Raw genomic sequence first — 20088 nt, 5'->3', positions numbered from 1 at the left:
GCCGGCCGGCGGCATGCCAGCGGTTATCACCATAGGAGAAATATATGGGTTTTTCACAAGCGATCAGCGGGCTGAATGCCGCCTCCAATAACCTGGACGTCATCGGCAATAACATCGCAAACTCCGAAACCAGCGGCTTCAAATCGGCGTCGGTGTCCTTTGCCGACGTCTTCGCCAGCTCCGAAGTGGGGCTGGGGGTTAAAGTGGCGGCGGTGACGCAAAATTTCAACGACGGCGCGGTGAATACCACCGACAACGGCCTGAACGTGGCGATTTCCAATAACGGTTTTTTCCGGGTGGTGGACGGTAGCGGTACGGTGCATTATACCCGTGACGGCGACTTCACGCTGGATGACAATCGCAACCTGATGACCACTACCGGCATGAATGTTACCGGTTATGCCGCCACCGGCACGCCGCCCACCATCCAGCAGGGGACCAATCCGATAAACCTCAGCATTCCCACCACCGGTGTTGCGGCCACACCCACCCAAATCGCCACCATGCAGTTGAACCTGACCTCCAGCGCGACCATCGTGCCCGCGACCACTACATTTGATCCGAATGACTCGACCACCTACAGCTACTCACAGCCGATGACCACCTATGACAGCCTGGGCAATCCGCACAACATGAGCCTGTACTTTACCAAGACCGCCGATAATACCTGGAACGTGAAAAGCGTCGACGCCAGCACCACGCCTGCCACGACGTCCAATCTCGGGACGCTGAATTTCAACTCGAACGGTACGCTGAATACCGACGCTCTCAACGGTGGCGGTCCCGATGATTTCAACATTACCATGGCGGGCATCAACGGCGCCGCTGCCGATACTTTCAATATCAGCTTCGCCGGTTCCCAGCAGCAGTACGCCTCCGCCAGCAGCGTCACCGGACAGAACCAGGACGGTAATTACGCCGGGGATTTGACCAAATACGAGATCAATGACGACGGCACCATTACCGGCACCTATTCCAACGGCGATACGCTATTGCTGGGACAAATCGTGTTGGCCAACTTCGCCAATCCCCAGGGCCTGAAATCCGACGGCGACAATACCTGGAGCGCCACTGCGGCATCGGGGCAGGCCATTGTCGGCACCGCAGGCAACGGCACCTTCGGCACACTCACCAGCGGCGCGCTGGAAGGCTCCAACGTGAATATGAGCAATGAGCTGGTGAACCTGATCGTCGCCCAGCGCGATTATCAGTCCAATGCGCAGACCATCAAGGCGCAGGACACCATCATGCAAACCCTGGTCAGCATGAGTTGATAACCCTGGCGGAATAAACTTATGGATCACGCAATATATACCGCGATGGGAGCCGCCAGCCAGTCCCTGGATCAGCAGGCGATCATCAGTAATAACCTGGCGAACGCGTCAACGCCGGGATTCCGGGCGCAGCTGTCGGCGATGCGGGCGGTACCCATTGAAGGGGAAACCTTACCCACCCGGACCCTGGCGGTGGCCTCAACCCCCGGTTCGCTGATGACGCAGGGACCGCTGAACAGCACCGCGCGCCCGCTGGACGTGGCGGTGCAGGATCAGGGCTGGCTGGCGGTGCAACTGCCCAACGGCCAGGAGGCCTATACCCGCGACGGTAATATGCAAATGGACAACACCGGCCAATTGCTGATCCAGGGTTATCCCGTGGTGGGACAAAACGGTCCGCTGGTGGTGCCCACCCAGTCGTCTATTACCGTGGCGGCCGACGGCACTGTTTCGGCCCTCGGCGACGCGGATGCGCCCAATACCGTTGAGGAAGTGGGACAGCTCAAGCGGGTCAGGGCGGATGCCGGACAGTTGGAACGTGGCGATGACGGCCTGTTTCATCTGTCCGCCGCTGCCGCGGCGCAGACGGGCAACGCGTTGCCCAATGATGATACCGTCAAGGTGATGCCCGGGGTGTTGGAAGGCAGCAATGTCAATACCGCCGAAACCCTGGTGGATATGATAGGCACTGCCCGGCGCTTTGAGATGCAGATGAAAATGATTACCGATGTGGATCAAAACGCGGAACATGCCAATGAATTGCTTTCCCTCAGCTAAATTACTCGGGAGTATTAACGGATGATCCGGTCATTATGGATTGCCAAAACCGGGCTGGATGCCCAGCAGACCAATATGGACGTTATTTCCAATAACCTGGCGAACGTCAGCACCAACGGCTTTAAGCGCCAGCGGGCGGTGTTTGAGGATTTATTGTATCAAACGGTCCGTCAGCCCGGCGCGCAGTCGTCGGATCAGACCAATCTGCCTTCCGGCCTGCAGCTGGGCACCGGGGTGAGGCCGGTTTCCACCGAGCGCCTGTTTACCCAGGGAAATTTGGAACAAACCACCGAAACCAAAGATCTGGCCATCAACGGCAAGGGTTTTTTCCAGGTATTGTTGCCGGACGGCCCCACCGCCTATACCCGTGCCGGGTCGTTTCAGGTCGATCAGAACGGCCAGTTGGTGACCTCCAGCGGTTACCCGATACAACCGGCGATAAATATACCGGCTAATGCCGGCACCCTGACAGTGTCCCGTGACGGGGCGGTCAGCGTGACCATCCAGGGGCAAACCGCCGCCCAGCAGGTGGGGCAGCTGACGCTGAGCAACTTTATCAATGAGTCCGGCCTGGAAAGCCTCGGCGAGAATCTTTATCAGGAAACCGACAGTTCCGGCGCGCCGACGGAATCCAATCCGGGCCAGAACGGCGCCGGGCTGCTGTACCAGGGCTATGTGGAAACCTCCAACGTCAATGTGGCGGAAGAGCTGGTGGATATGATCCAGGTGCAGCGCGCCTATGAGATCAATAGTAAAGCCATTACCACCTCCGACGATATGCTGCAAAAGCTGACGCAAATGTAATGATGCCGATTCCAGCGCCATCGGGTGAAAGCCCGGGAAGGTGACGTTGTAACTAACAGTCTGGTTTATGACCGCCAAAAAGTGATGCCGTAACGTATTTTTCGCATCCCTGGCGGAATTAACGTGACATTGTAACGAATGCGCGTCCCAACGGGATTTTGCCGATGATGGCGCAGCGGGTCTTATGGAATTTAACGTGAAGAGCTATTCATTACCCCAAACCACAGGCGGATTTACCGGCCTGCCGCGTTTGGGAGGCTATACGGCGCTGCTGATATTAACGCTGGCGGGGAGCGGTTGTTCCCATCATGAAGATCTGGTGCCGGGGCAAACCACCGCCCAGCCGGCGCCGGCGTCGGTGCCTATCGCCAACGGGTCTATCTTTCAGGCGGTTCAGCCGATGAATTATGGCTATCAGCCGCTGTTTGAAGACAGGCGGCCGCGCAATGTCGGCGATATTCTTACCATTACCCTGCAGGAAAACGTCAGCGCCAGTAAGAGCTCAACCGCCAACGCCGCCCGCGCGGGCAGCGGCACGCTTAAAGTCGCCACCGCGCCCACCGCCCTTAACGGCCTGATCGGCAATGGTAAAGCGGATGTGGATACCAGCGGTACCAATGACTTTACCGGCAAAGGCGGCGCTACCGCCCAGAATACCTTTACCGGCACCATCACGGTTACCGTTGAGCAGGTACTGGCCAACGGCAACCTGAAAGTGGTGGGGGAAAAACAGATCGCCATTAACCAGGGAGCGGAATATATCCGTTTCTCCGGCATTGTGAATCCGCGCACCATCAACGGCAATAACGCCGTTATTTCCACTCAGGTGGCGGATGCCCGTATCGAGTACGTCGGTAAAGGCTATATCAATGAAGCGCAGGAAATGGGCTGGCTACAGCGCTTTTTCTTAATATTTCACCCTTTTAAACAGGCGACATCAAGCATGTGGATTTCGGCCTTGATATTTCTCCGGCGCTGCGGTGCCGCCATTCTGGCGTTGACGCTGCTGGCCGCGCCGGCGGGAGCGGAGCGGCTCAGGGATTTGGTGGATATCCAGGGAGTCAGGGACAATCCGCTGATAGGATACGGCCTGGTGGTGGGACTGGACGGCACCGGCGATCAGACCACCCAGACGCCGTTTACCACCCAGAGCCTGGTGAATATGCTGTCGCAACTTGGCATCACGGTGCCCACCGGCACCAATATGCAGTTGAAAAACGTCGCCGCCGTGATGGTGACCGCCAATTTTCCTGCGTTTGCCCGGGCCGGGCAGAATATCGACGTGGTGGTGTCATCCATGGGATCGGCCAAGAGCCTGCGCGGCGGCACGTTGCTGATGACGCCGCTGAAAGGCGCGGATAACCAGGTCTATGCCCTGGCGCAGGGCAACCTGCTGGTGGGGGGCGCGGGCGCCTCATCCGGCGGCAGCCGGGTGCAGGTAAATCAACTGGCCGGCGGACGCATCAACAATGGCGCGGTGATTGAGAGGGAATTGCCCAGTACCTTCGGCTCCAGCCGCACTATTACCCTGCAGTTAAAGCAGGAAAACTTCAGCCTGGCGCAGCGCGTCAGCGACGCCATCAACGCGCAAAACAGCATGGGTATCGCCCGCGCCGTGGATTCCCGCACCATCGAGCTACAGTTGCCGGCCAATAACACCAGTCAGGTGCGTTTCCTGGCGGAAATACAGGATATCAACATCAATATCGGCGAAATCGACGCCAAGGTGATTATCAATTCCCGCACCGGATCGGTGGTGATGAACCGCAATGTGATGCTGGATAACTGCGCGGTAGCGCAGGGTACCCTGTCGGTAGTGGTGAATAATTCGCAAAACGTCAGCCAGCCGGATACGCCTTTCGCCGGCGGACAGACGGTGGTCACCCAGCAAACGCAGATTTCGGTCAACCAGAGCGGGGGGTCGCTGCAGCGTGTTTCCGCCAGCGCCAATCTCAGCAGCGTGATACGCGCCCTGAACGCGCTGGGCGCCACGCCGAACGATCTGATGTCCATTTTGCAGGCGATGCACAGCGCGGGCTGCCTGCAGGCAGCCCTGGAGATCATCTGATGCAGCTCAACGATGCCGCCGATGCGACTTCCGCCGCCTATGATGCCAATTCGCTGCAAAAATTGCGTGCCCAGGCGGCGCAGTCTTCGCCGCAGGCGCTGAAAAACGTGGCGAGGCAGGTGGAGGGGGTATTTGTGCAGATGATGCTGAAAAGCATGCGCGCCGCGGTACCCAAAGGCGGATTGTTCGACAGTAACCAGAGCGATCTCTATACCAGCCTCTACGATCAGCAGATAGCGCCGCAACTGACCGCCAAGAAAGGACTGGGGCTGGCGGAGATGATGGTGAAGCAGTTGGGCCGCGGCGGCGGCCCGGACGACGTGGCGGCCGCCAAGGACAAGGATATCGCCGGACAGGTCCCGGCGGATTTGCCGGCTCAGCGGGCTCCGGATGCGATGATGACGCCTTATATGACGCCGCAGCTTATGGGTGAGTTTTTGCGCCGCGACAGCCGTCATGCCGCGCCGGAAGCCGGCGACAACGAGTCCGCCGGCAAAAGCTTCACCGATAAGCTGCAGGTGCCGGCGATGGTCGCCAGCCGGCAAAGCGGTATCTCCCATCATCTTATCCTGGCGCAGGCGGCGCTGGAATCGGATTGGGGCCGCAAGGAGATTCCCACCGCCGATGGCAGCCCCAGCTACAATCTGTTCGGCATCAAGGCCGGCGGCGATTGGCAGGGGAAAACCACCAATGTCATCACCACCGAATATCAAAACGGGCAGCCGGTTAAGGTCCGCCAGCGTTTTAGGGTATATGACTCTTACCTGGACGCCATCGGCGATTATATCCATGTGCTGACCGACAATCCCCGCTACCGCGACGTAGTGAACGCCGGACAGCCGGAAGCCGCCGCCTATGCCCTGCAGCGGGCGGGTTATGCCACCGACCCTGCCTACGGCGCCAAGCTGGTGCAGATTATCGGCCAGTTGAAAAATGCCGCCGGCCATGCGGTCAGCGCCTATACCCGGGATCTTGGCGGACTGTTCTAAACCAGCGCGAGGGGACTGGCAATGGGCAGCCGGCCTCGCCCCCACAGGCTCTGTCGATGTCCGGCGGCGTGAGGCGGGGGCAAGCTTCAAGGTTTTTTCCGGATACGCTCAAGTTTAGCCCGGCACTGACGATAAATAATCAAGAGTGGAGTTCGATGGCGCCGCTGACCACCAAGGCGCCATACCAACCCGGCATAAGGAAAAAAGATGTCCAGTTCTTTAACCAATATTGCAGCGAGCGGACTTCAGGCTGCGCAAGTGGCCTTGAACACGGTAGGGAACAATATCAGCAATTCGGCCGTGACCGGCTACAATCGCGAGACCACCCAACTGGCGGAAATGCTCAGCGGCGGCGTCTCCGGCAACGGCGTTTCGGTCACCGGCGTCAGCCGTGTCTACGATTCGCTGATCGTGACCCAACTGCGCTCCGCTTCCACCAGCGCCGCCGCCTCCAGCGCCTATTATGGGCAGATCTCGCAAATCGACGATATGCTGGCCAGCAGCGACACCGATATCTCATCCATGATGAGCAAATTTTTTAGCAGCATCCAGTCCCTGAGCAGTAATGCCTCGGACAGCGCGGCGCGTCAGACGGTGATCGACAGCGCCAACAGCATGGTCAATCAATTCAAGAGCGCCGACAGCTATCTGCAGGATATGGATAACGCCGTCAATCAGTCTCTGTCGTCCAGCGCCGATGAAATCAACAACTACGCTCAGCAAATAGCCAATCTGAACAGCCAGATAGTCCGTTCGGGCGGGGGCGACGCCTCCAACGCCATGCTGGACCAGCGGGATGAATTGGTTAGCGAACTCAACGGCATCGTCGGGGTGACCGCCACCGTTCAGGACAATAACTCGGTCAATCTGACGTTCGCCAACGGCCTGACCCTGGTGCAAGGCAGCAGCGCGTACAAAGTGCAGTCTGTGCCTTCCAGCGCCGATCCGTCCCAAACCACCCTGGCTTACGATCGCGGTACCGGCACCCCGGTGGAAATCGATCCTAAAACCCTCACCACCGGCAGCGTCGGCGGTTTGCTGTCGTTTCGTTCCGGCGCGCTGGCCGATGCGCGCAATGCCTTGGGACAATTGGCCTTGGGGATGGCCGGCAGTTTTAATGCCCAGCATGAACAGGGTGTGGACCTGAACGGCGACGCCGGAGAGAAATTTTTTGATTACAGCGAGCCGACGGTAACGCCCAACAGCAAAAACAGCACCGGCGGTGCGTCGCTGACCGCGACCTACAGCGATACCAGCCAGGTCAAGGCCAGTGACTATTCGTTAAAATATGCTGGCGGCGCCTGGCAGGTCACCCGCGTCAGCGACGGCGCCACGGTAACCGCCACGGCGGGCACTGATGATGATGGTAATCCCACCCTGAACTTCGACGGACTCAGCGTGTCCGTTTCCGGCACGCCGGCGGAGAACGATAAATACACCCTCAATACCGTGTCCAATGTAATCAACAGCCTGTCCGTGGCCATTACCGATCCGTCGAAAATCGCCGCCGGGCTGGATGACGCCGATAGCGGCGAAAGCGATAACCGCAACGCGGAAGCCTTGCTGGCGCTGCAAACCGCCAAAGTGGTGGGAGGAACGGCCCAGGTGGTGAACGGCGTAAGCCAGGTGACGGGGGGAAGCACCCTGAGCACCGCTTACGCCACCCTGGTAAGCAAAATCGGCACCGAAACCAGCAATGCCGATGTCACCAGCACCGCTCAGGCCAATATCGTCACTCAGCTGACAACCCAGCAGCAATCGGCCTCCGGCGTCAATCTGGACGAAGAGTATATCGACCTGTCTCGCTATCAGGAGTATTACCAGGCCAACGCCCAGGTGCTGTCCACCGCCAGCACCCTGTTTAATTCATTGTTAACGGCGGTTGCCGGTTAACCGGCCGCACACGGCTCATTAAGCATTAACGCAAAGGATATACGCCATGCGTCTGAGTACCAGTACTATTTATCAGCAGAATCTGGACGGTATCACCAACGGTTATAGCAAATGGCAGGCTACCGGGGTGCAGCTCTCCACCGGAAATCGGGTGAATAAGCCGTCCGATGATCCCATCGCCGCGTCGCAGGCGGTAGGCCTGAACCAGGTTCAGGCCCTTGGCGATCAGTACAGCGCGGCGCGTACCACCGCCAACGCCAGCCTTTCCTGGAAAGCTCGGTGCTGGATCAGATGACCGACGTTATCCAGAAGACCCAGACCCTTATCGTACAGGCGGGGGACGGCACCCTGAGCGACTCCGATCGCCAGTCCTTGGCCACGACGCTGCAATCCTATAAAGATCAGTTGCTGACCCTGGGCAATACCAAGGACAGCAACGGCAACTATCTGTTTGCCGGTTACAGCACCGGCAGCCAGCCGTTTGTGGAAGACCCGGACAGCGGCGCCGTCACCTATGTCGGCGGTAGCGAGGCGTTAAGCCAGCAGGTGGATTCCAGCCGCACTATGACCATCGGCGATACCGGCGGGTCGGTGCTTGACAGCCTTTCAGCGGGTTATACTCCCGAACCGGCCGACAGTGACGGAACCGTTCCTCCCAGCGAAGCCAATGTGTTCAATACCATCGATTCGGTGCTTACCGCGCTGAAAACGCCGCAGGAAGACGCCGACGCCGCCACTACCGCCGCCTACAGCGCCACCCTGGCCAAGGCCAGCCGCGGCATGGCAAACTCGCTGAACAACGTGGCGACCGTCCAGTCGTCGGTGGGCACCAAGTTAAACGAACTGGACACGCTGGACAGCGTCGCCACCGATCGCTCCACCATCTATCAAACCCAGATCGGCAACCTGACGGGCGTGGACTGGTATCAGGCGATTTCTGATTACAGTATGCAGCAGGCGGCGCTGCAGGCGTCTTACAGTACATTTAACGCAATGAAACAATTGTCGCTGTTCCAGATGAACAGTTAAACACCAGGCACCAAACCCGCTCGGTGGCTCTGGCGGGTTATTTGGGCGGGTTCTTTGAGCCCGCGCCCCTTGGTATGTCGTACGGTTTGCCCCGTCGGCATACCTTTTTTTTAGCCTTTCGGCATTTCCCGCAGAACGCTCGCCAGCAGATCGAAGGTCTCCCCCACCAGCTTTTCGCAAAAAGGCGCCAGCAGAGGCAACAGCAGACTAAAGGTCAGGATGCCGATGGTCAGGGTGATGGGGAAACCAATCACAAACACCGTCAGCTGTGGCGAAACGCGGTTAAGCAGGCCCAAGGCGATGTTCATGGTTAACAGCAGGGTAATCATCGGCAGCGCCAGCATCAGTCCGTCGAGAAAAATCATGCCGCCGGCGCGACACAGGGACATAAACGCATTGGCATTCATCGGCAGGCCGGATACCGGCACGGTATGAAAGCTGTCCGCCAATATGGAGATAAGCCACAGATGGCCGTTAAGGCTGGTAAACACCAACAGGGTGAGCATATTCAGGAACTGGGCGAGAATCGGCATATTCAGGCCGCTGGCCGGGTCCAGAAAGGTGGCGAACGACAGTCCCATCTGCAGGCCGATGATCTCGCCGGCCAGGTTTATGGCGGCGAAAGCGAACTGCATGGTCAAGCCCAGGGCCGTGCCGATAAGAATCTGTTCAAGCCCCATCCACAGCCCGGCCACGGAGAACAGCGGCGTATCCACCGGCGGCAGGTCCGGCGCCAGCAGCAGGGTAATCAGAATGCCGAGCCCCACTTTTATCCGTGCCGGGATGCTTTTTTCGCTAAACAGCGGGGCGGTGCCGATTAATGCCAGCACCCGCATCAGCGGCCAGAAAATCTGGCTGAGCCACAGGGCGAGATGGGTGGTATCCAGCTCCAGCATAATCAGCCGGCGAGAGCGGGCAGACTGGTGAACAACTGGTGCATGTAATCCAGGATCAGATTGAGCATCCAGGGCCCGGCGATGATAACGGTGGCCACCACCGCCAGAATCTTGGGAATAAACGACAGGGTCATTTCATTGATTTGCGTGGCGGCCTGCAGCAGGCTGACAATCAGACCGCTGAGCAGGGCCGCCATCAAGAGCGGCGCCGCCAATGCCAATGCCACCATTATGGCCTGGTGGCCGAGCGTCATCACTGATTCCGGTGTCATGTTTTTGCCTGTGGGGTGAAGGTCAAGTATAAAAACTCTGCGCCAGGGAACTGAGCAGCAGCTGCCAGCCGTCCACCAGTACAAACAGCATCAGCTTGAACGGCAGGGAGATGGTGGCCGGCGGTACCATCATCATTCCCAGCGCCATCAGCACGCTGGCCACCACCAGGTCGATAATCAAAAACGGAATAAAAATGGTAAATCCGATTTGAAAGGCGGTTTTTAATTCGCTGGTGACGTAGGCGGGCAACAGAATGCGCAGCGGGACCGCCTCAGGTCCGTCCAGCGGCGGCGATTTGGCCAGACGGGCGAACAGAGCCAGATCCGCTTCGCGGGTCTGGCGCAGCATAAAGGCCTTGAGGGGCTGGACGCCTTTGTCCAGCGCCGCCTGCATGCTGATTTTATTTTCGCTCAGCGGCAGGTAGGCATCGTCATAGATAGTGTTGAACACCGGCGCCATGACAAAGAACGTCAGGAACAGCGCCAGTCCCAGCATCACCTGATTCGGCGGGGAGGACGGCGTGCCGATGGCGCTGCGCAACAGGCTCAGCACGATAATGATGCGGGTGAAGCAGGTCATCAGCAGCAGTACGGCGGGCAGGAACGTCAGCGAGGTGAGAAAAACCAGCGTTTGCACCGGTAGCGACCAGCTTTGACCGCCGCCGGCCAAGGGATGGATGGCGATGCCCGGCAATTGCGCCCAACCGGCGGGGGACAGGCTCAGTAATCCCACGGCCAGGGCCGCAAGCGCGACGCCGCGGGACGGTAAAAATAGCCGAAGCCGTCTGTTGCTCATTGATCCTTTCCTGTCCGGCGCATGACCTGGCGCAAACGCTGGCGAAAATCCCCCGCCAGGGCGGCGGAGCGGGCATTCGCATCCGCATCGGCAGCCGGCGCGGGCAGGCTGTGCAGCGGGGTGATGTTCTGCGCCGTCACCCCAAGCACCAGCCAGGTGCCTTCCACTTCCACCACCACCACCCGCTCCCGCGGTCCCAGGGAACAGCTGGCCTGCAGCGTCAGCCGCTGCGACTGTTTGGCCGCCGGCGCCAGGCCGAGCTTGCGCACCAGCCAGGCCACGATGATGATCACCAGTAGTATGCCGCCCAGCGCGCTGCCCACCTGGGTCAAGGCGCCGGCGGCGTCAAATCCACGGGCAACGGGTACGGCGATTTGGACGGCGGATTGGGGCTGCGCGTCGCTCATTTAGCGGCTTAACCGGCGCATACGTTCGGAGGGAGTGATAATATCGGTAATCCGCACACCGTATTTATCCGCCACCACCACTACTTCTCCCTGGGCTATCAGATAGCCGTTGATGAGAATGTCCAGCGGTTCTCCCGCCAGGCCGTCCAGCGCCACCACCGAACCCTGCGACAGCCGCAGCAATTCCTTGATGGTCATTTTGGTGCGCCCCAGCTCGACGGTCAGCTTCACCGGGATATCCATAATCATATCGATATCCTGCAACGGTCCGGCGCTGTCTTCCGCGGTCAGTTGATGAAATATGCCGTCAGTGGACGCCGGCCGTTCTTTGCTCACGGCCTGCTGTTCGTCAAACGCCTCTGCCCACAGATCGTCGGCGGATGGCTTATCTTCACCGGACGGTTTCTTTGGGTCACTCATCGGGCAGTTCCTCATCAAGGGAGTTCAATACGGGATTAATCAGTTGTTTTACGCTCAGTGCGTACTGACCGTTCAGGGTGCCGTAGTTACTGGTCAGCACCGGCACGCCGTCCACATGGGCAATCAAATAATCGGGTTTATCTATGGGCAGTACATCACCGGGCGTCAGTTTGAGAATTTCCGACAGCCGCAGGGTGACTTCGGCGAAGTTGGCCACCAGCTCCAGTTCCGAATGCTGCACTTGCTTCACCAGGTTTTCGCGCCAGCCCTGGTCTTCCATCCGGGAGTTTTCCAGCGGCGGATTGGTCAGCAATTCCCGCAACGGTTCGATCATGGAGAAGGGTATACAGATATAAAACTCACCCACCATCGAACCGATTTCCACATGGAAGGGGGTGGTGACCACGATATCGTTGGGAGAAGTCGTGATATTGGTGAATTTAACCTGCATTTCGGCGCGAACGTATTCCACGTTCAGCTTGTAGATGGCATTCCAGGCGTCTTCATAGCCGTCCAGCGCCAGCTTCAGCATCCGGCGGATGACCCGTTGTTCGGTATGGGTGAACTCACGGCCTTCCACCTTGATGGGGAACCGGCCGTCGCCGCCGAACAGATTATCCACGGCAATAAACACCAGGCTCGGTGAGAAGACGAATAACGCGGTGCCCCGCAGCGGCTTGAGGTGGATCAGATTCAGGTTGGTGGGCACCGGCAAATTACGGGCGAAATCATGATAAGGCTGGATCTTGATGGCGCCGACGGTAATATCCGGACTGCGGCGCAACAGGTTGAACAAACCCATGCGAAAAGATCGCGCAAAGCGTTCATTAATGATTTCCAGCGCTTGCAGCCGTTCGCGCACCACCCTGCGCTGAGTATTGGGATCGTAGGGTTTAACATCATTGTCGCTGCCGCTGCTCACCGGCAGTTGCTCATTGTCGTCGCCGTTCAGCAGCGCATCGATTTCAGCTTGAGAGAGAATGCTATCGCCCATGGTATTCAGCGCAATATAAAGGCGGTAAAAAGAACATCGTTGACGACCGGTCGCGGTTGACCGTTCACCAAGGGTTCGCTCAGCACCTGTTTGATTTGATCCACCAACCGTTGCTTACCCTGGTCGTTGGCCAAGGTGTCCGCGTCCTGGCGGGAAAGCAGTAATAACAGTCGACTGCGTACTGCGGGTAAAAAGTCGTTAAATTCCTTGCGCGTTGCTTCGTCCGGCAAGCGCAATGTCAAACCGATATAAAGCACCCGGTCGGGATCGTTGGTCGGATTAACCAGGTTTACCGTAAAGGTGTCCAGCGGCAAAAAGATGGGGGTCGGCGGCACCGGCGGGGCGCTGGTGATTTTTGCTGCTTCGCCGGGTAAACGGCCCTGCCAGCCGTAATAACCCGCTACACCGCAGGCAACCAGGGTAATAACCGCCAGAATCACTTTCCATTTTGTTTGTTTACGAGCCGAAGGAAGCACATTTTGAGACATAACGTTTAGGTATTCCTATAAGCGTGACGGCATTTTTCCTTTGCGATAGCCGCAATATGCCGGTTGTTGAAGGCAATTATCCCGTCTCCCGCATAATTCAATAGGACGAATAGGCGGGATAATTTGCGTTAACTTAACCGTTTGCCCGTCAGACAAAGGTATCGACGCCGGCGGTGCGGCCGGTGGCGGCGGGCGGCGTCGCTATCGCGGTATTATCGGCCGGGTCGGCGACGGCATTCAGGGAGAATGCCGCCGTTCCCCGACCGCCCGCCGACGATTGCTGGCCGGTGCCGCCCCCGGTGGGGGTGGCGTCGCTGCCGGCGCTGCTTTGGCCGAGGCTGGTGGCGCTTTGCGCCAGGGCCGCGCGCAGGTGCGGCAAGGCATCTTCCAGGGCGGAGCGTACCTGGCTGTGCGCCGACACCAGATGGATTTGCATCTGGTTATTGGTGTCTACCCGCATACTGATTTGCAACGTACCGAGATTTTCCGGATGCAGGCGCAGTTCGGCGTTTTGCTGGCCGTTGCGGCTGTACATCACCACCTGCTGGCCGATGGCCTGCTGCCACTCATCGCTGCCCAGCTGTGCGCTGATCAGGGCGGAGGCCGGGACCGGCGCGGCGGTGGTGTCGGAACCGGCGGCGCTCAGGGTAAAGGCGGCGGCCTGGGCGCCGGCCTGGGACGGCAAACTGTCTGCGGCCGGGGCGGCGGCTTTCCTGAAGGTTAACGTCGAGTTCGCCGAACCGAGGGGAACATCCTGCGCCCCATCGCTATTTTGCGGTACGGCGACGCTGGCCGCCGGCGCTCCGCTGTCGTCATCCCGTGTTTGTCTGCCCATTGTGGCAGGGGCCGCGGAGGCTTTGTCCTGGCGGTCCCCATGCACAATCTCCGCCACGCCTTTCAGATCAGGCGTCGGGACGTTGCCGCCGGGCGTAGCGGACTTGGCGGCGGATTTGGCGCCGGTGGGTACGTAAAGGGGCGCGGGAATGGCCGGCACGGCGCTGTCGCCGGTGGTCGCTGCGTTCAGACCCGCATCGGCGGCGGCATCCTTGCGGGGCGCGGAATCCGCTGCGTCCGTGACGCCGGCTGTGCCGGCCGCGCTGGCGGCGTCGTCGGCCACGTACAGGCTTGAATCGGCGACATTGCCCGCCGCCGCGCCGGCGGCGGCAGCGCCTCTGCCGCGTTCGCGGAGTCCGTATCACCGCTGCTCTGCGGCGGGAGTGCGGTTTGCGCCAACAGGGCCATCAGCGCCTGCGCGGCGCTGCCGTCCAGCACCGGATCGGCAACGGCTGGCGAGGGGCCGGCACCTGGGCGTCGGTTAGGGTTTATGCGCCTGGGTGCCGCCGGCCGGCGACGCGGGCAGGGTGGTATCGGCGCTATTATTGTCGGCGCTGCTGCCCTCGTCGCCATCGGCCAATGCCTCTTTGCGCCTCTCCTCCCGGCGATCGGCTCGATCTGACCGTCCCGCCGCCGCCGTTTGAGCATTCGCCGCCGCATCGGCGGTATCTTTATCCTCAGCAGAGGTTTTGGCGGAGGCGGCCGTTGCCGTACGCGCTTGCTGCCGATCGTTGATCTTGCTGCTCAGCAGGGCGCCGAAGGTCTGCTCGCCCCCGTCGCTATCGGCTTTTTTCAGGCCGCTTACCGCCGTGACGGCATTGCCCGGCGTCGGGTTTAACACACTGGCCAGCGTTACCATCACGTTTTCCTCAAAAGGGTTTGTTGAGCGAATTCATCCATCCGTTTCTGATCCTGGCGATTTTCATACACCTGCCTGGCCAGGGAATTGCGCTTGAGCAGCGTGTCCAGGGCGTTCAGACGCTGCTGTTTGTCCTGCCATTGCGAAATCGCCTGCTGCAAATGCTGGTTCCACTGCGTCAGCAGGATGCGATGCTGTTCTATAGCGGTTTCCAGCGTGATGATAAATTGCTGATAGTTATACCAACTGGCGGAGGCCATGCCCTTGGCCATACCGCTTTGCAATTTTTGCCGGTATTCCTTTTCATAGGCCTGCAACTGCTCTAACTGCTTTTTGGCGGTCTGGTGAGATTTGCGGACCTGCCCCAGACGGATGGCTGCCTGATCAAGCTCCTCTTTTGCCCGTTCGCATAAGATGTCCAGCGTGTTGTTATTTTTCATCACACCTCGTTAACCGACAATGCCAAATAATCCCTGCAGCTGCTCGCAAGCCTGCGGATAATCGCTGCGCTGATGCATATTCTGCTGCAAAAAAGCCTCTATGGCCGGATAGAGCGCGATGGCCCGGTCCAGTAGTGGGTCGCTGCCGGCGGCATAGGCGCCGACGCTGATTAAATCCCGGTTGCGCTGATACCGGGACAAGAGCTGTTTGAATTGCCTCACCAATTGTTCCTGTTCCGGAGGAACGATGGCGGTCATGGCGCGGCTGATGGACGCTTCAATATCGATGGCCGGATAATGGCCTGATTCCGCCAGCTGGCGCGACAGGACGATATGGCCGTCCAGAATGGCCCGCGCCGCGTCGGCGATGGGGTCCTGCTGGTCGTCGCCCTCGGTGAGCACGGTATAGAACGCCGTAACGGAGCCGCCGCCGCTGACCCCGTTGCCGGCGCGCTCCACCAGGGCGGGTAGCCGGGCAAAGACCGAAGGAGGATATCCTTTGGTGGCCGGCGGTTCCCCCACCGCCAGGGCGATTTCCCGCTGCGCCATGGCATAGCGGGTCAGGGAATCCATAATCAGCAAAACGTGATAACCGCGATCGCGAAAATCCTCGGCGATACGGGTGGCATATGACGCGCCCTGCATTCGCAGCAGCGGCGAGACATCCGCCGGGGCGGCTATCACCACCGACCGTTTCAAGCCCTCGGCGCCAAGGATATTATCGATAAAATCCTTCACCTCGCGGCCGCGTTCGCCAATCAGGCCCACCACGATCACATCCGCCCGTGTGTAGCGCGCCATCATGCCCAGCAAAACGCTTTTGCCCACGCCGGAACCGGCAAACAGCCCCATACGCTGTCCGCGACCCACGGTCAGCAGCGCATTGATGGTGCGCACTCCTACATCCAGCACATCGGTGATGGGGGTGCGCTGCAGCGGATTCACCGGCGCGGTGTTCAGCGACGCGCTATAACCGGTATCCGCCGCGGGCAAACCGTCCAGCGGCTTTCCGCTGCCGTCCAGCACCCGGCCCAGCAGCTCGACGCCCAGGGGCAACTGTTTCCCGGACTGACCGTCTTCACGTACGCGGGCATAGACCCGGGCGCCGGGCACAATACCCTCCACCTCTTCCAGCGGCATCAAAAACAGCTTATCGCCGTTGAAACCCACCACTTCACAATCAATTTCGTCAATAACATCCTGGCGCAGGCGTTCGATAAGACAGGGCGCGCCGAGGGGCAATTGCAAGCCGGTGGCCTCCATGATAAGGCCGGTGGCGCGGGTCAAACGACCGTAATGACGCACCATCGGCGTCCCTTCAAGGCGCTGTTCGAGGGAATCCAGCGACTTCAGCCAACGCCCGAGGCGCGCGGTCATTATAATTCTCCCGGAGCGGCCAATCTGCACAGCTCATGCCAGCGGGTAGCCAGGCTGGCGTCAAGGTCCCCTTCCTGCGCTGTTACCTTACAGCCGCCGGGATGCACATCGGTATCGGGAATGAGCCGCCAGCCGTGCAGATCAAGCGTCGCCCCCAATTGTTTTTCCACCAGAGGCACCAGCGACGGATGCACGTGCAGTTGCGGTTTCCCGCTGAGCATCGGTTCTTGCTGCATTAATTGCTGAATCTGCCGCAGCATGGCGGTGCCTTCTCCCACCGGGGCCTGGCCCAAAACCTTTCTGGCGGCGGTCAGCGCCAACTGCGCCAGGCGTTCCGCCATCACGCTGTCCAGCGCATCCAGCGTATGCTGAAATTCGCTCACCAGCAGCTGCAGCTGCGCCACGGCGGGCTGCTGCTCCTGGAATATCTGCTGGCGGCCTTCCTCCTGGCCGGCCCGCAGCCCGGCCTGATATCCGTCCTGCCGGCCTTGCTTAAAGCCCTCATCAAATCCGTTGCGCTGCGCATCCGCCTGGATTTTTTTGCGCATCTCATTAAGCGCCGCCTGCTGGGCGGATTCCTCCGTCGCCGGTTCATCCAGCGGCGAGGGCATTACCGGCGGCAATACCGGCTGGGCCAGATCGTCTAATGCCCAAGGCCGCCAGGGTAAATGATTGAATGCATCAGACATACGTATCCTCCCCACCGCCAATAGCCATCTCGCCGCTTTCCGCCAAACGGCGGACAATCAGCAGAATGGCCTTTTGTTCGTTCTCCACCTGAGACATACGCACCGGTCCGCGGGTGGCTAAATCGTCGCGCAGAATCTCCGCGGAACGCTGCGGCATATTGCGCAGGAATTTTTCCCGCAGCGGCGGGGCGGCATTTTTCAGCGCGATAAGCAGGGATTCCGATTCCACTTCCTGCAGCAAACGCTGGATGCTGCGATCGTCCACTTCCACCAGATTTTCGAACAGGAACATCTCGTCGATGATTTTTTGCGCCAATTCGCCGTCGAAGTCCCGCACGGCGCTGATAACCGCCTCTTCCTGCTGGGTTTTCATCAGGTTGATTATCTCGGCCGCGGTACGCACGCCGCCCATTTTACTGCGTTTCATGTTCTGGCCGTCGAGCAGGCCGTTAAGCACCTCGGTCAGTTCCGCCAGAGCGGAAGGCTGTACGCCGCCGAAGGTGGCGATACGCAGCATTACGTCGTGGCGCAGTTTTTCATCAAACAAGGCCAGAATATCGGCGGCCTGGCCGCGGCGCAGATGCACCAGAATGGTGGCGATAATTTGCGGATGCTCTTCTCGGATAAGGTCCGCCGCGCTTTGCGGCTCCATAAAGTTGAGGGTCTCCATGCCGGTGGTGGTTTCCCGGGTTTCGAGAATATCCTCCAGCAGGATGGAAGCGCGCTCGCCAAGGGCTTTGATCAACACCGAGCGTAAGAAATCCCCGGCATTGATACTCAGCGCGGCATACTGTTCCGATTCCGCCTCAAACTCTTTCAACACCTCCAGCAACTGCTGCTGGGAAGTTTGCTGCATGTTGGCCATGGCGCTGCTGAGCTGCTGCACTTCCCGCGCCGATAAATGCTTGAAAACCTCCGCTGCCCGGTCCTCGCCCAGCGTCATCAGCAGGATGGCGCTTTTTTCGGTTCCATTCATCGTCATTGCTCGTTGCTCATCCATTGGCGAATCACTAACGCCACAATTCGTGGATCCCCATCCGCCATATCCCGGATGCGCTGACTGCGGGCCTCGGTATTTTCACGCTGCTGCGCCCGTTTCTGCTCGTCTTGCTGATCGCGGCTGAGCTTGACCACCACATCTTCCGCCGCGCGAGGGGCGGGGGATTCCGGCGCCGCGGGTTCGGCCATTTTTGCCTGCACCAGCGGCCTGACCACCTTGCGCCATAGGATCCAGCCCACCAACAGCACCAGCAGCCAGCGGCCGGCGGTCAACACACCGTCGAAGAATTCTCCTGACTTCCAGAACGGCAGGGCGCCTTCCTGGTCCGCGCTGTTTACGAAAGGCGTATTGACCACGTTAAGGGAGTCGCCCCGATCGGCGGAGAAGCCCATTGCCTCGCGGGTGAGATCCTCAACCTGTTTCAGCTGTTCCGGGGTTAACGGCGTGGCCGGCTTGCCGGTTTCCCCCGGCAGATAGTTGACCACCACCGCCACCGAAAGACGCTGCAGGTTGCCCTCGCTGCGCGTGACGTGAACTATCTTATGATCCAGCTCATAATTGATGGTCTCATCATGACGGGTATTGGAAGGAGTAGCCGGGGCGCCGCGGTTTTGAGCGTTGGCGGCGTTAGGGGGATTCTGTCCCGGACGGCCCCCTGCGGCGTTGGGCTGTCCGTTCTGCGTCAACCGGTCAATGGGCGCCGTGGCGGCCGGCGCCGGCTGATTGGATAATGCGCCCGGCACGCCCCCCGGCGGGATGGCGCCCAGCTGTTCGCTCTGCGCTACCTGTTTGGAACGAATGGCGGAATTATCATCACCGCCGTTGGGCTGGTAATGTTCGTCAGTTTGCTCCTGGCTGTCGTAGTCTATCTGCGCCGTCACCTGGGCATGTACGTTGGCATTGCCCACCATCGGCGCCAGGATGTTTTCGATACGCCGCTGATAGCGGGCCTCCAGCTCATTGTTGAATTTGAGCTGGGTGGCGTTAAGTGTCCGTCCGTTGGAATCGGCCTGGGTCAGCAGATGGCCCTGTTGATCCAGCACCGTGACGCTGGCCGGCGGCAAACCCGCCACGCTGCTGGAAATCATATAAACGATAGCATTGACCTGACCGTCGTCCAGCGCGCGCCCCGGCTGCAGAGTCAGAGTGACCGAGGCGGAAGGATTTTTCTGTTCCCGTACGAACAGCGAAGGCTTAGGCAACGCCAGATGAACCCGCGCCGACTGAACCGGTCCCAGGGTTTCAATGGTTCGTGCCAGCTCGCCCTCCAGCGCCCGCTGATAGTTTATCTGCTCGCTGAACTGGCTGATGCCGAATTTTTCCTGATCCAACAACTCGAATCCCACCGCGCCGCCTTTAGGCAGACCCAGCCCGGCCAGCTTCAGCCGCACTTCATGCACCGACTCCGCCGGTACCAGCACCGCGCTGCCCTGGTCGGCGAAACGATAGGGGATATTCATTTGGGTCAGCTGCGTGACGATATCGCCGCCGTCGCGATCGCTGAGATTGCTGTATAAAACCCGATAATCGGGGCTTTTCGCCCATAAAGCCAACACCACCACCACGGCGATGGCCGCTGCGGCGGCGATGGCCGCGGAAATTTTTGGATGGCTGCGAAGTCGCTCTAGCATCGGCATGAACGGATTCTTGCCTTGTCCGCTAGAACCGTTTTTAACCGTACTCATGGCATTGTCCTGCCAAAAGTTGAACAGAGCTGCTGAATGGCTGATAACAAAACACTCTCCTGCTTGTGCTTATCGGGCGTTGCCGGCGGTCATCTTA

Annotated in this window: 20 protein-coding genes and 2 pseudogenes; 8 read left to right on the top strand and 14 right to left on the bottom strand. The window is 59.5% G+C overall.

Annotated features, from left to right (window positions below):
* Nucleotides 1-44: 44 nt before the first annotated feature.
* The 8 genes and pseudogenes from flgE (at nt 45) to flgL (ending at nt 8834) form a co-directional block, all read left to right on the top strand.
* On the top strand, nt 45-1274 hold the full coding sequence (flgE, locus tag GTU79_RS16535) for a flagellar hook protein FlgE (RefSeq protein ID WP_203521160.1): 1230 nt from the start codon (nt 45-47) through the stop codon (nt 1272-1274).
* A gap of 21 nt (nt 1275-1295) precedes the next feature.
* Nucleotides 1296-2051 carry a flagellar basal body rod protein FlgF gene (locus tag GTU79_RS16530; RefSeq protein WP_132921224.1) on the top strand — a complete coding sequence of 252 codons (756 nt, stop codon included), beginning with the start codon at nt 1296-1298 and terminating at the stop codon, nt 2049-2051.
* A gap of 21 nt (nt 2052-2072) precedes the next feature.
* A complete protein-coding gene (gene flgG / locus GTU79_RS16525) occupies nt 2073-2855 on the top strand; it encodes a flagellar basal-body rod protein FlgG (RefSeq protein WP_214513150.1) in 783 nt (260 codons plus the stop codon).
* A 184-nt stretch (nt 2856-3039) separates the two neighbouring features.
* Nucleotides 3040-3717, top strand: a pseudogene (locus tag GTU79_RS30480) (flagellar basal body L-ring protein FlgH); the annotation flags it as partial.
* An 81-nt stretch (nt 3718-3798) separates the two neighbouring features.
* Entirely contained in the window at nt 3799-4923 is a 1125-nt protein-coding gene (locus tag GTU79_RS30475) for a flagellar basal body P-ring protein FlgI (protein WP_203521162.1), read from the top strand.
* Nucleotides 4923-5912: a flagellar assembly peptidoglycan hydrolase FlgJ gene (flgJ, locus tag GTU79_RS16515; RefSeq protein ID WP_214513148.1), complete on the top strand. Its 990-nt coding sequence runs from the start codon at nt 4923-4925 to the stop codon at nt 5910-5912. The genes GTU79_RS30475 and flgJ overlap by 1 nt, the downstream gene beginning before the upstream one ends.
* A gap of 207 nt (nt 5913-6119) precedes the next feature.
* Entirely contained in the window at nt 6120-7805 is a 1686-nt protein-coding gene (gene flgK, locus GTU79_RS16510; RefSeq protein ID WP_203521164.1) for a flagellar hook-associated protein FlgK, read from the top strand.
* 46 nt (nt 7806-7851) lie between these two features.
* Nucleotides 7852-8834, top strand: a pseudogene (gene flgL / locus GTU79_RS16505) (flagellar hook-associated protein FlgL).
* A 110-nt stretch (nt 8835-8944) separates the two neighbouring features.
* Here the strand turns inward: flgL and fliR are convergent.
* The 14 genes from fliR to fliF all read right to left on the bottom strand — a co-directional run bounded on the left by fliR (nt 8945) and on the right by fliF (nt 19991).
* Complete coding sequence (gene fliR / locus GTU79_RS16500; RefSeq protein ID WP_203521166.1) at nt 8945-9730, bottom strand: flagellar biosynthetic protein FliR; 786 nt, start codon at nt 9728-9730, stop codon at nt 8945-8947.
* A 2-nt stretch (nt 9731-9732) separates the two neighbouring features.
* Nucleotides 9733-10002, bottom strand: a complete 270-nt coding sequence (gene fliQ, locus GTU79_RS16495; protein WP_132921232.1) for a flagellar biosynthesis protein FliQ — start codon at nt 10000-10002, stop codon at nt 9733-9735.
* A gap of 22 nt (nt 10003-10024) precedes the next feature.
* Complete coding sequence (gene fliP, locus GTU79_RS16490; protein WP_132921233.1) at nt 10025-10798, bottom strand: flagellar type III secretion system pore protein FliP; 774 nt, start codon at nt 10796-10798, stop codon at nt 10025-10027.
* Nucleotides 10795-11205, bottom strand: coding sequence for a flagellar biosynthetic protein FliO (gene fliO / locus GTU79_RS16485; protein ID WP_132921234.1), 411 nt, complete (start codon nt 11203-11205; stop codon nt 10795-10797). The genes fliP and fliO overlap by 4 nt, the downstream gene beginning before the upstream one ends.
* On the bottom strand, nt 11206-11625 hold the full coding sequence (gene fliN / locus GTU79_RS16480) for a flagellar motor switch protein FliN (protein ID WP_132921235.1): 420 nt from the start codon (nt 11623-11625) through the stop codon (nt 11206-11208).
* On the bottom strand, nt 11618-12619 hold the full coding sequence (fliM, locus tag GTU79_RS16475; protein WP_132921236.1) for a flagellar motor switch protein FliM: 1002 nt from the start codon (nt 12617-12619) through the stop codon (nt 11618-11620). The genes fliN and fliM overlap by 8 nt, the downstream gene beginning before the upstream one ends.
* A 5-nt stretch (nt 12620-12624) precedes the next feature.
* Nucleotides 12625-13107, bottom strand: a complete 483-nt coding sequence (gene fliL, locus GTU79_RS16470; protein ID WP_203521167.1) for a flagellar basal body-associated protein FliL — start codon at nt 13105-13107, stop codon at nt 12625-12627.
* A 148-nt stretch (nt 13108-13255) separates the two neighbouring features.
* Nucleotides 13256-14224 carry a flagellar hook-length control protein FliK gene (locus tag GTU79_RS16465; protein ID WP_253073315.1) on the bottom strand — a complete coding sequence of 323 codons (969 nt, stop codon included), beginning with the start codon at nt 14222-14224 and terminating at the stop codon, nt 13256-13258.
* 198 nt (nt 14225-14422) lie between these two features.
* Nucleotides 14423-14800, bottom strand: a complete 378-nt coding sequence (locus tag GTU79_RS16460; RefSeq protein WP_214513147.1) for a hypothetical protein — start codon at nt 14798-14800, stop codon at nt 14423-14425.
* Nucleotides 14800-15240 carry a flagellar export protein FliJ gene (gene fliJ / locus GTU79_RS16455; protein WP_203521168.1) on the bottom strand — a complete coding sequence of 147 codons (441 nt, stop codon included), beginning with the start codon at nt 15238-15240 and terminating at the stop codon, nt 14800-14802. The genes GTU79_RS16460 and fliJ overlap by 1 nt, the downstream gene beginning before the upstream one ends.
* Before the next feature lie 9 nt (nt 15241-15249).
* Nucleotides 15250-16617, bottom strand: a complete 1368-nt coding sequence (gene fliI, locus GTU79_RS16450) for a flagellar protein export ATPase FliI (RefSeq protein WP_203521169.1) — start codon at nt 16615-16617, stop codon at nt 15250-15252.
* Nucleotides 16617-17306, bottom strand: coding sequence for a flagellar assembly protein FliH (gene fliH / locus GTU79_RS16445; protein WP_203521170.1), 690 nt, complete (start codon nt 17304-17306; stop codon nt 16617-16619). The genes fliI and fliH overlap by 1 nt, the downstream gene beginning before the upstream one ends.
* Entirely contained in the window at nt 17299-18288 is a 990-nt protein-coding gene (gene fliG, locus GTU79_RS16440) for a flagellar motor switch protein FliG (RefSeq protein WP_214513146.1), read from the bottom strand. Before fliG ends, fliH begins: the two co-directional genes overlap by 8 nt.
* Nucleotides 18285-19991, bottom strand: coding sequence for a flagellar basal-body MS-ring/collar protein FliF (fliF, locus tag GTU79_RS16435; RefSeq protein WP_214513145.1), 1707 nt, complete (start codon nt 19989-19991; stop codon nt 18285-18287). The genes fliG and fliF overlap by 4 nt, the downstream gene beginning before the upstream one ends.
* Nucleotides 19992-20088 lie beyond the last annotated feature (97 nt).

It is taken from the genome of Sodalis ligni (assembly GCF_016865525.2).
In the GTDB taxonomy this organism is placed as follows: Bacteria; Pseudomonadota; Gammaproteobacteria; order Enterobacterales; family Enterobacteriaceae; genus Acerihabitans; species Acerihabitans ligni.
The sequence above is the reverse complement of the archived record's forward strand: the minus strand, read 5'-3'. Positions and strand labels throughout refer to the sequence as shown.

Bases quoted from the DNA above. Each gene is read 5' to 3' on its own strand.
- flgE (WP_203521160.1), top strand. From the start codon at position 45: ATGGGTTTTTCACAAGCGATCAGCGGGCTGAATGCCGCCTCCAATAAC.
- GTU79_RS16530 (WP_132921224.1), top strand. From the start codon at position 1,296: ATGGATCACGCAATATATACCGCGATGGGAGCCGCCAGCCAGTCCCTG.
- flgG (WP_214513150.1), top strand. From the start codon at position 2,073: ATGATCCGGTCATTATGGATTGCCAAAACCGGGCTGGATGCCCAGCAG.
- GTU79_RS30475 (WP_203521162.1), top strand. From the start codon at position 3,799: ATGTGGATTTCGGCCTTGATATTTCTCCGGCGCTGCGGTGCCGCCATT.
- flgJ (WP_214513148.1), top strand. From the start codon at position 4,923: ATGCAGCTCAACGATGCCGCCGATGCGACTTCCGCCGCCTATGATGCC.
- flgK (WP_203521164.1), top strand. From the start codon at position 6,120: ATGTCCAGTTCTTTAACCAATATTGCAGCGAGCGGACTTCAGGCTGCG.
- fliR (WP_203521166.1), bottom strand. From the start codon at position 9,730: ATGCTGGAGCTGGATACCACCCATCTCGCCCTGTGGCTCAGCCAGATT.
- fliQ (WP_132921232.1), bottom strand. From the start codon at position 10,002: ATGACACCGGAATCAGTGATGACGCTCGGCCACCAGGCCATAATGGTG.
- fliP (WP_132921233.1), bottom strand. From the start codon at position 10,798: ATGAGCAACAGACGGCTTCGGCTATTTTTACCGTCCCGCGGCGTCGCG.
- fliO (WP_132921234.1), bottom strand. From the start codon at position 11,205: ATGAGCGACGCGCAGCCCCAATCCGCCGTCCAAATCGCCGTACCCGTT.
- fliN (WP_132921235.1), bottom strand. From the start codon at position 11,625: ATGAGTGACCCAAAGAAACCGTCCGGTGAAGATAAGCCATCCGCCGAC.
- fliM (WP_132921236.1), bottom strand. From the start codon at position 12,619: ATGGGCGATAGCATTCTCTCTCAAGCTGAAATCGATGCGCTGCTGAAC.
- fliL (WP_203521167.1), bottom strand. From the start codon at position 13,107: ATGTCTCAAAATGTGCTTCCTTCGGCTCGTAAACAAACAAAATGGAAA.
- GTU79_RS16460 (WP_214513147.1), bottom strand. From the start codon at position 14,800: ATGGTAACGCTGGCCAGTGTGTTAAACCCGACGCCGGGCAATGCCGTC.
- fliJ (WP_203521168.1), bottom strand. From the start codon at position 15,240: ATGAAAAATAACAACACGCTGGACATCTTATGCGAACGGGCAAAAGAG.
- fliI (WP_203521169.1), bottom strand. From the start codon at position 16,617: ATGACCGCGCGCCTCGGGCGTTGGCTGAAGTCGCTGGATTCCCTCGAA.
- fliH (WP_203521170.1), bottom strand. From the start codon at position 17,306: ATGTCTGATGCATTCAATCATTTACCCTGGCGGCCTTGGGCATTAGAC.
- fliG (WP_214513146.1), bottom strand. From the start codon at position 18,288: ATGACGATGAATGGAACCGAAAAAAGCGCCATCCTGCTGATGACGCTG.
- fliF (WP_214513145.1), bottom strand. From the start codon at position 19,991: ATGAGTACGGTTAAAAACGGTTCTAGCGGACAAGGCAAGAATCCGTTC.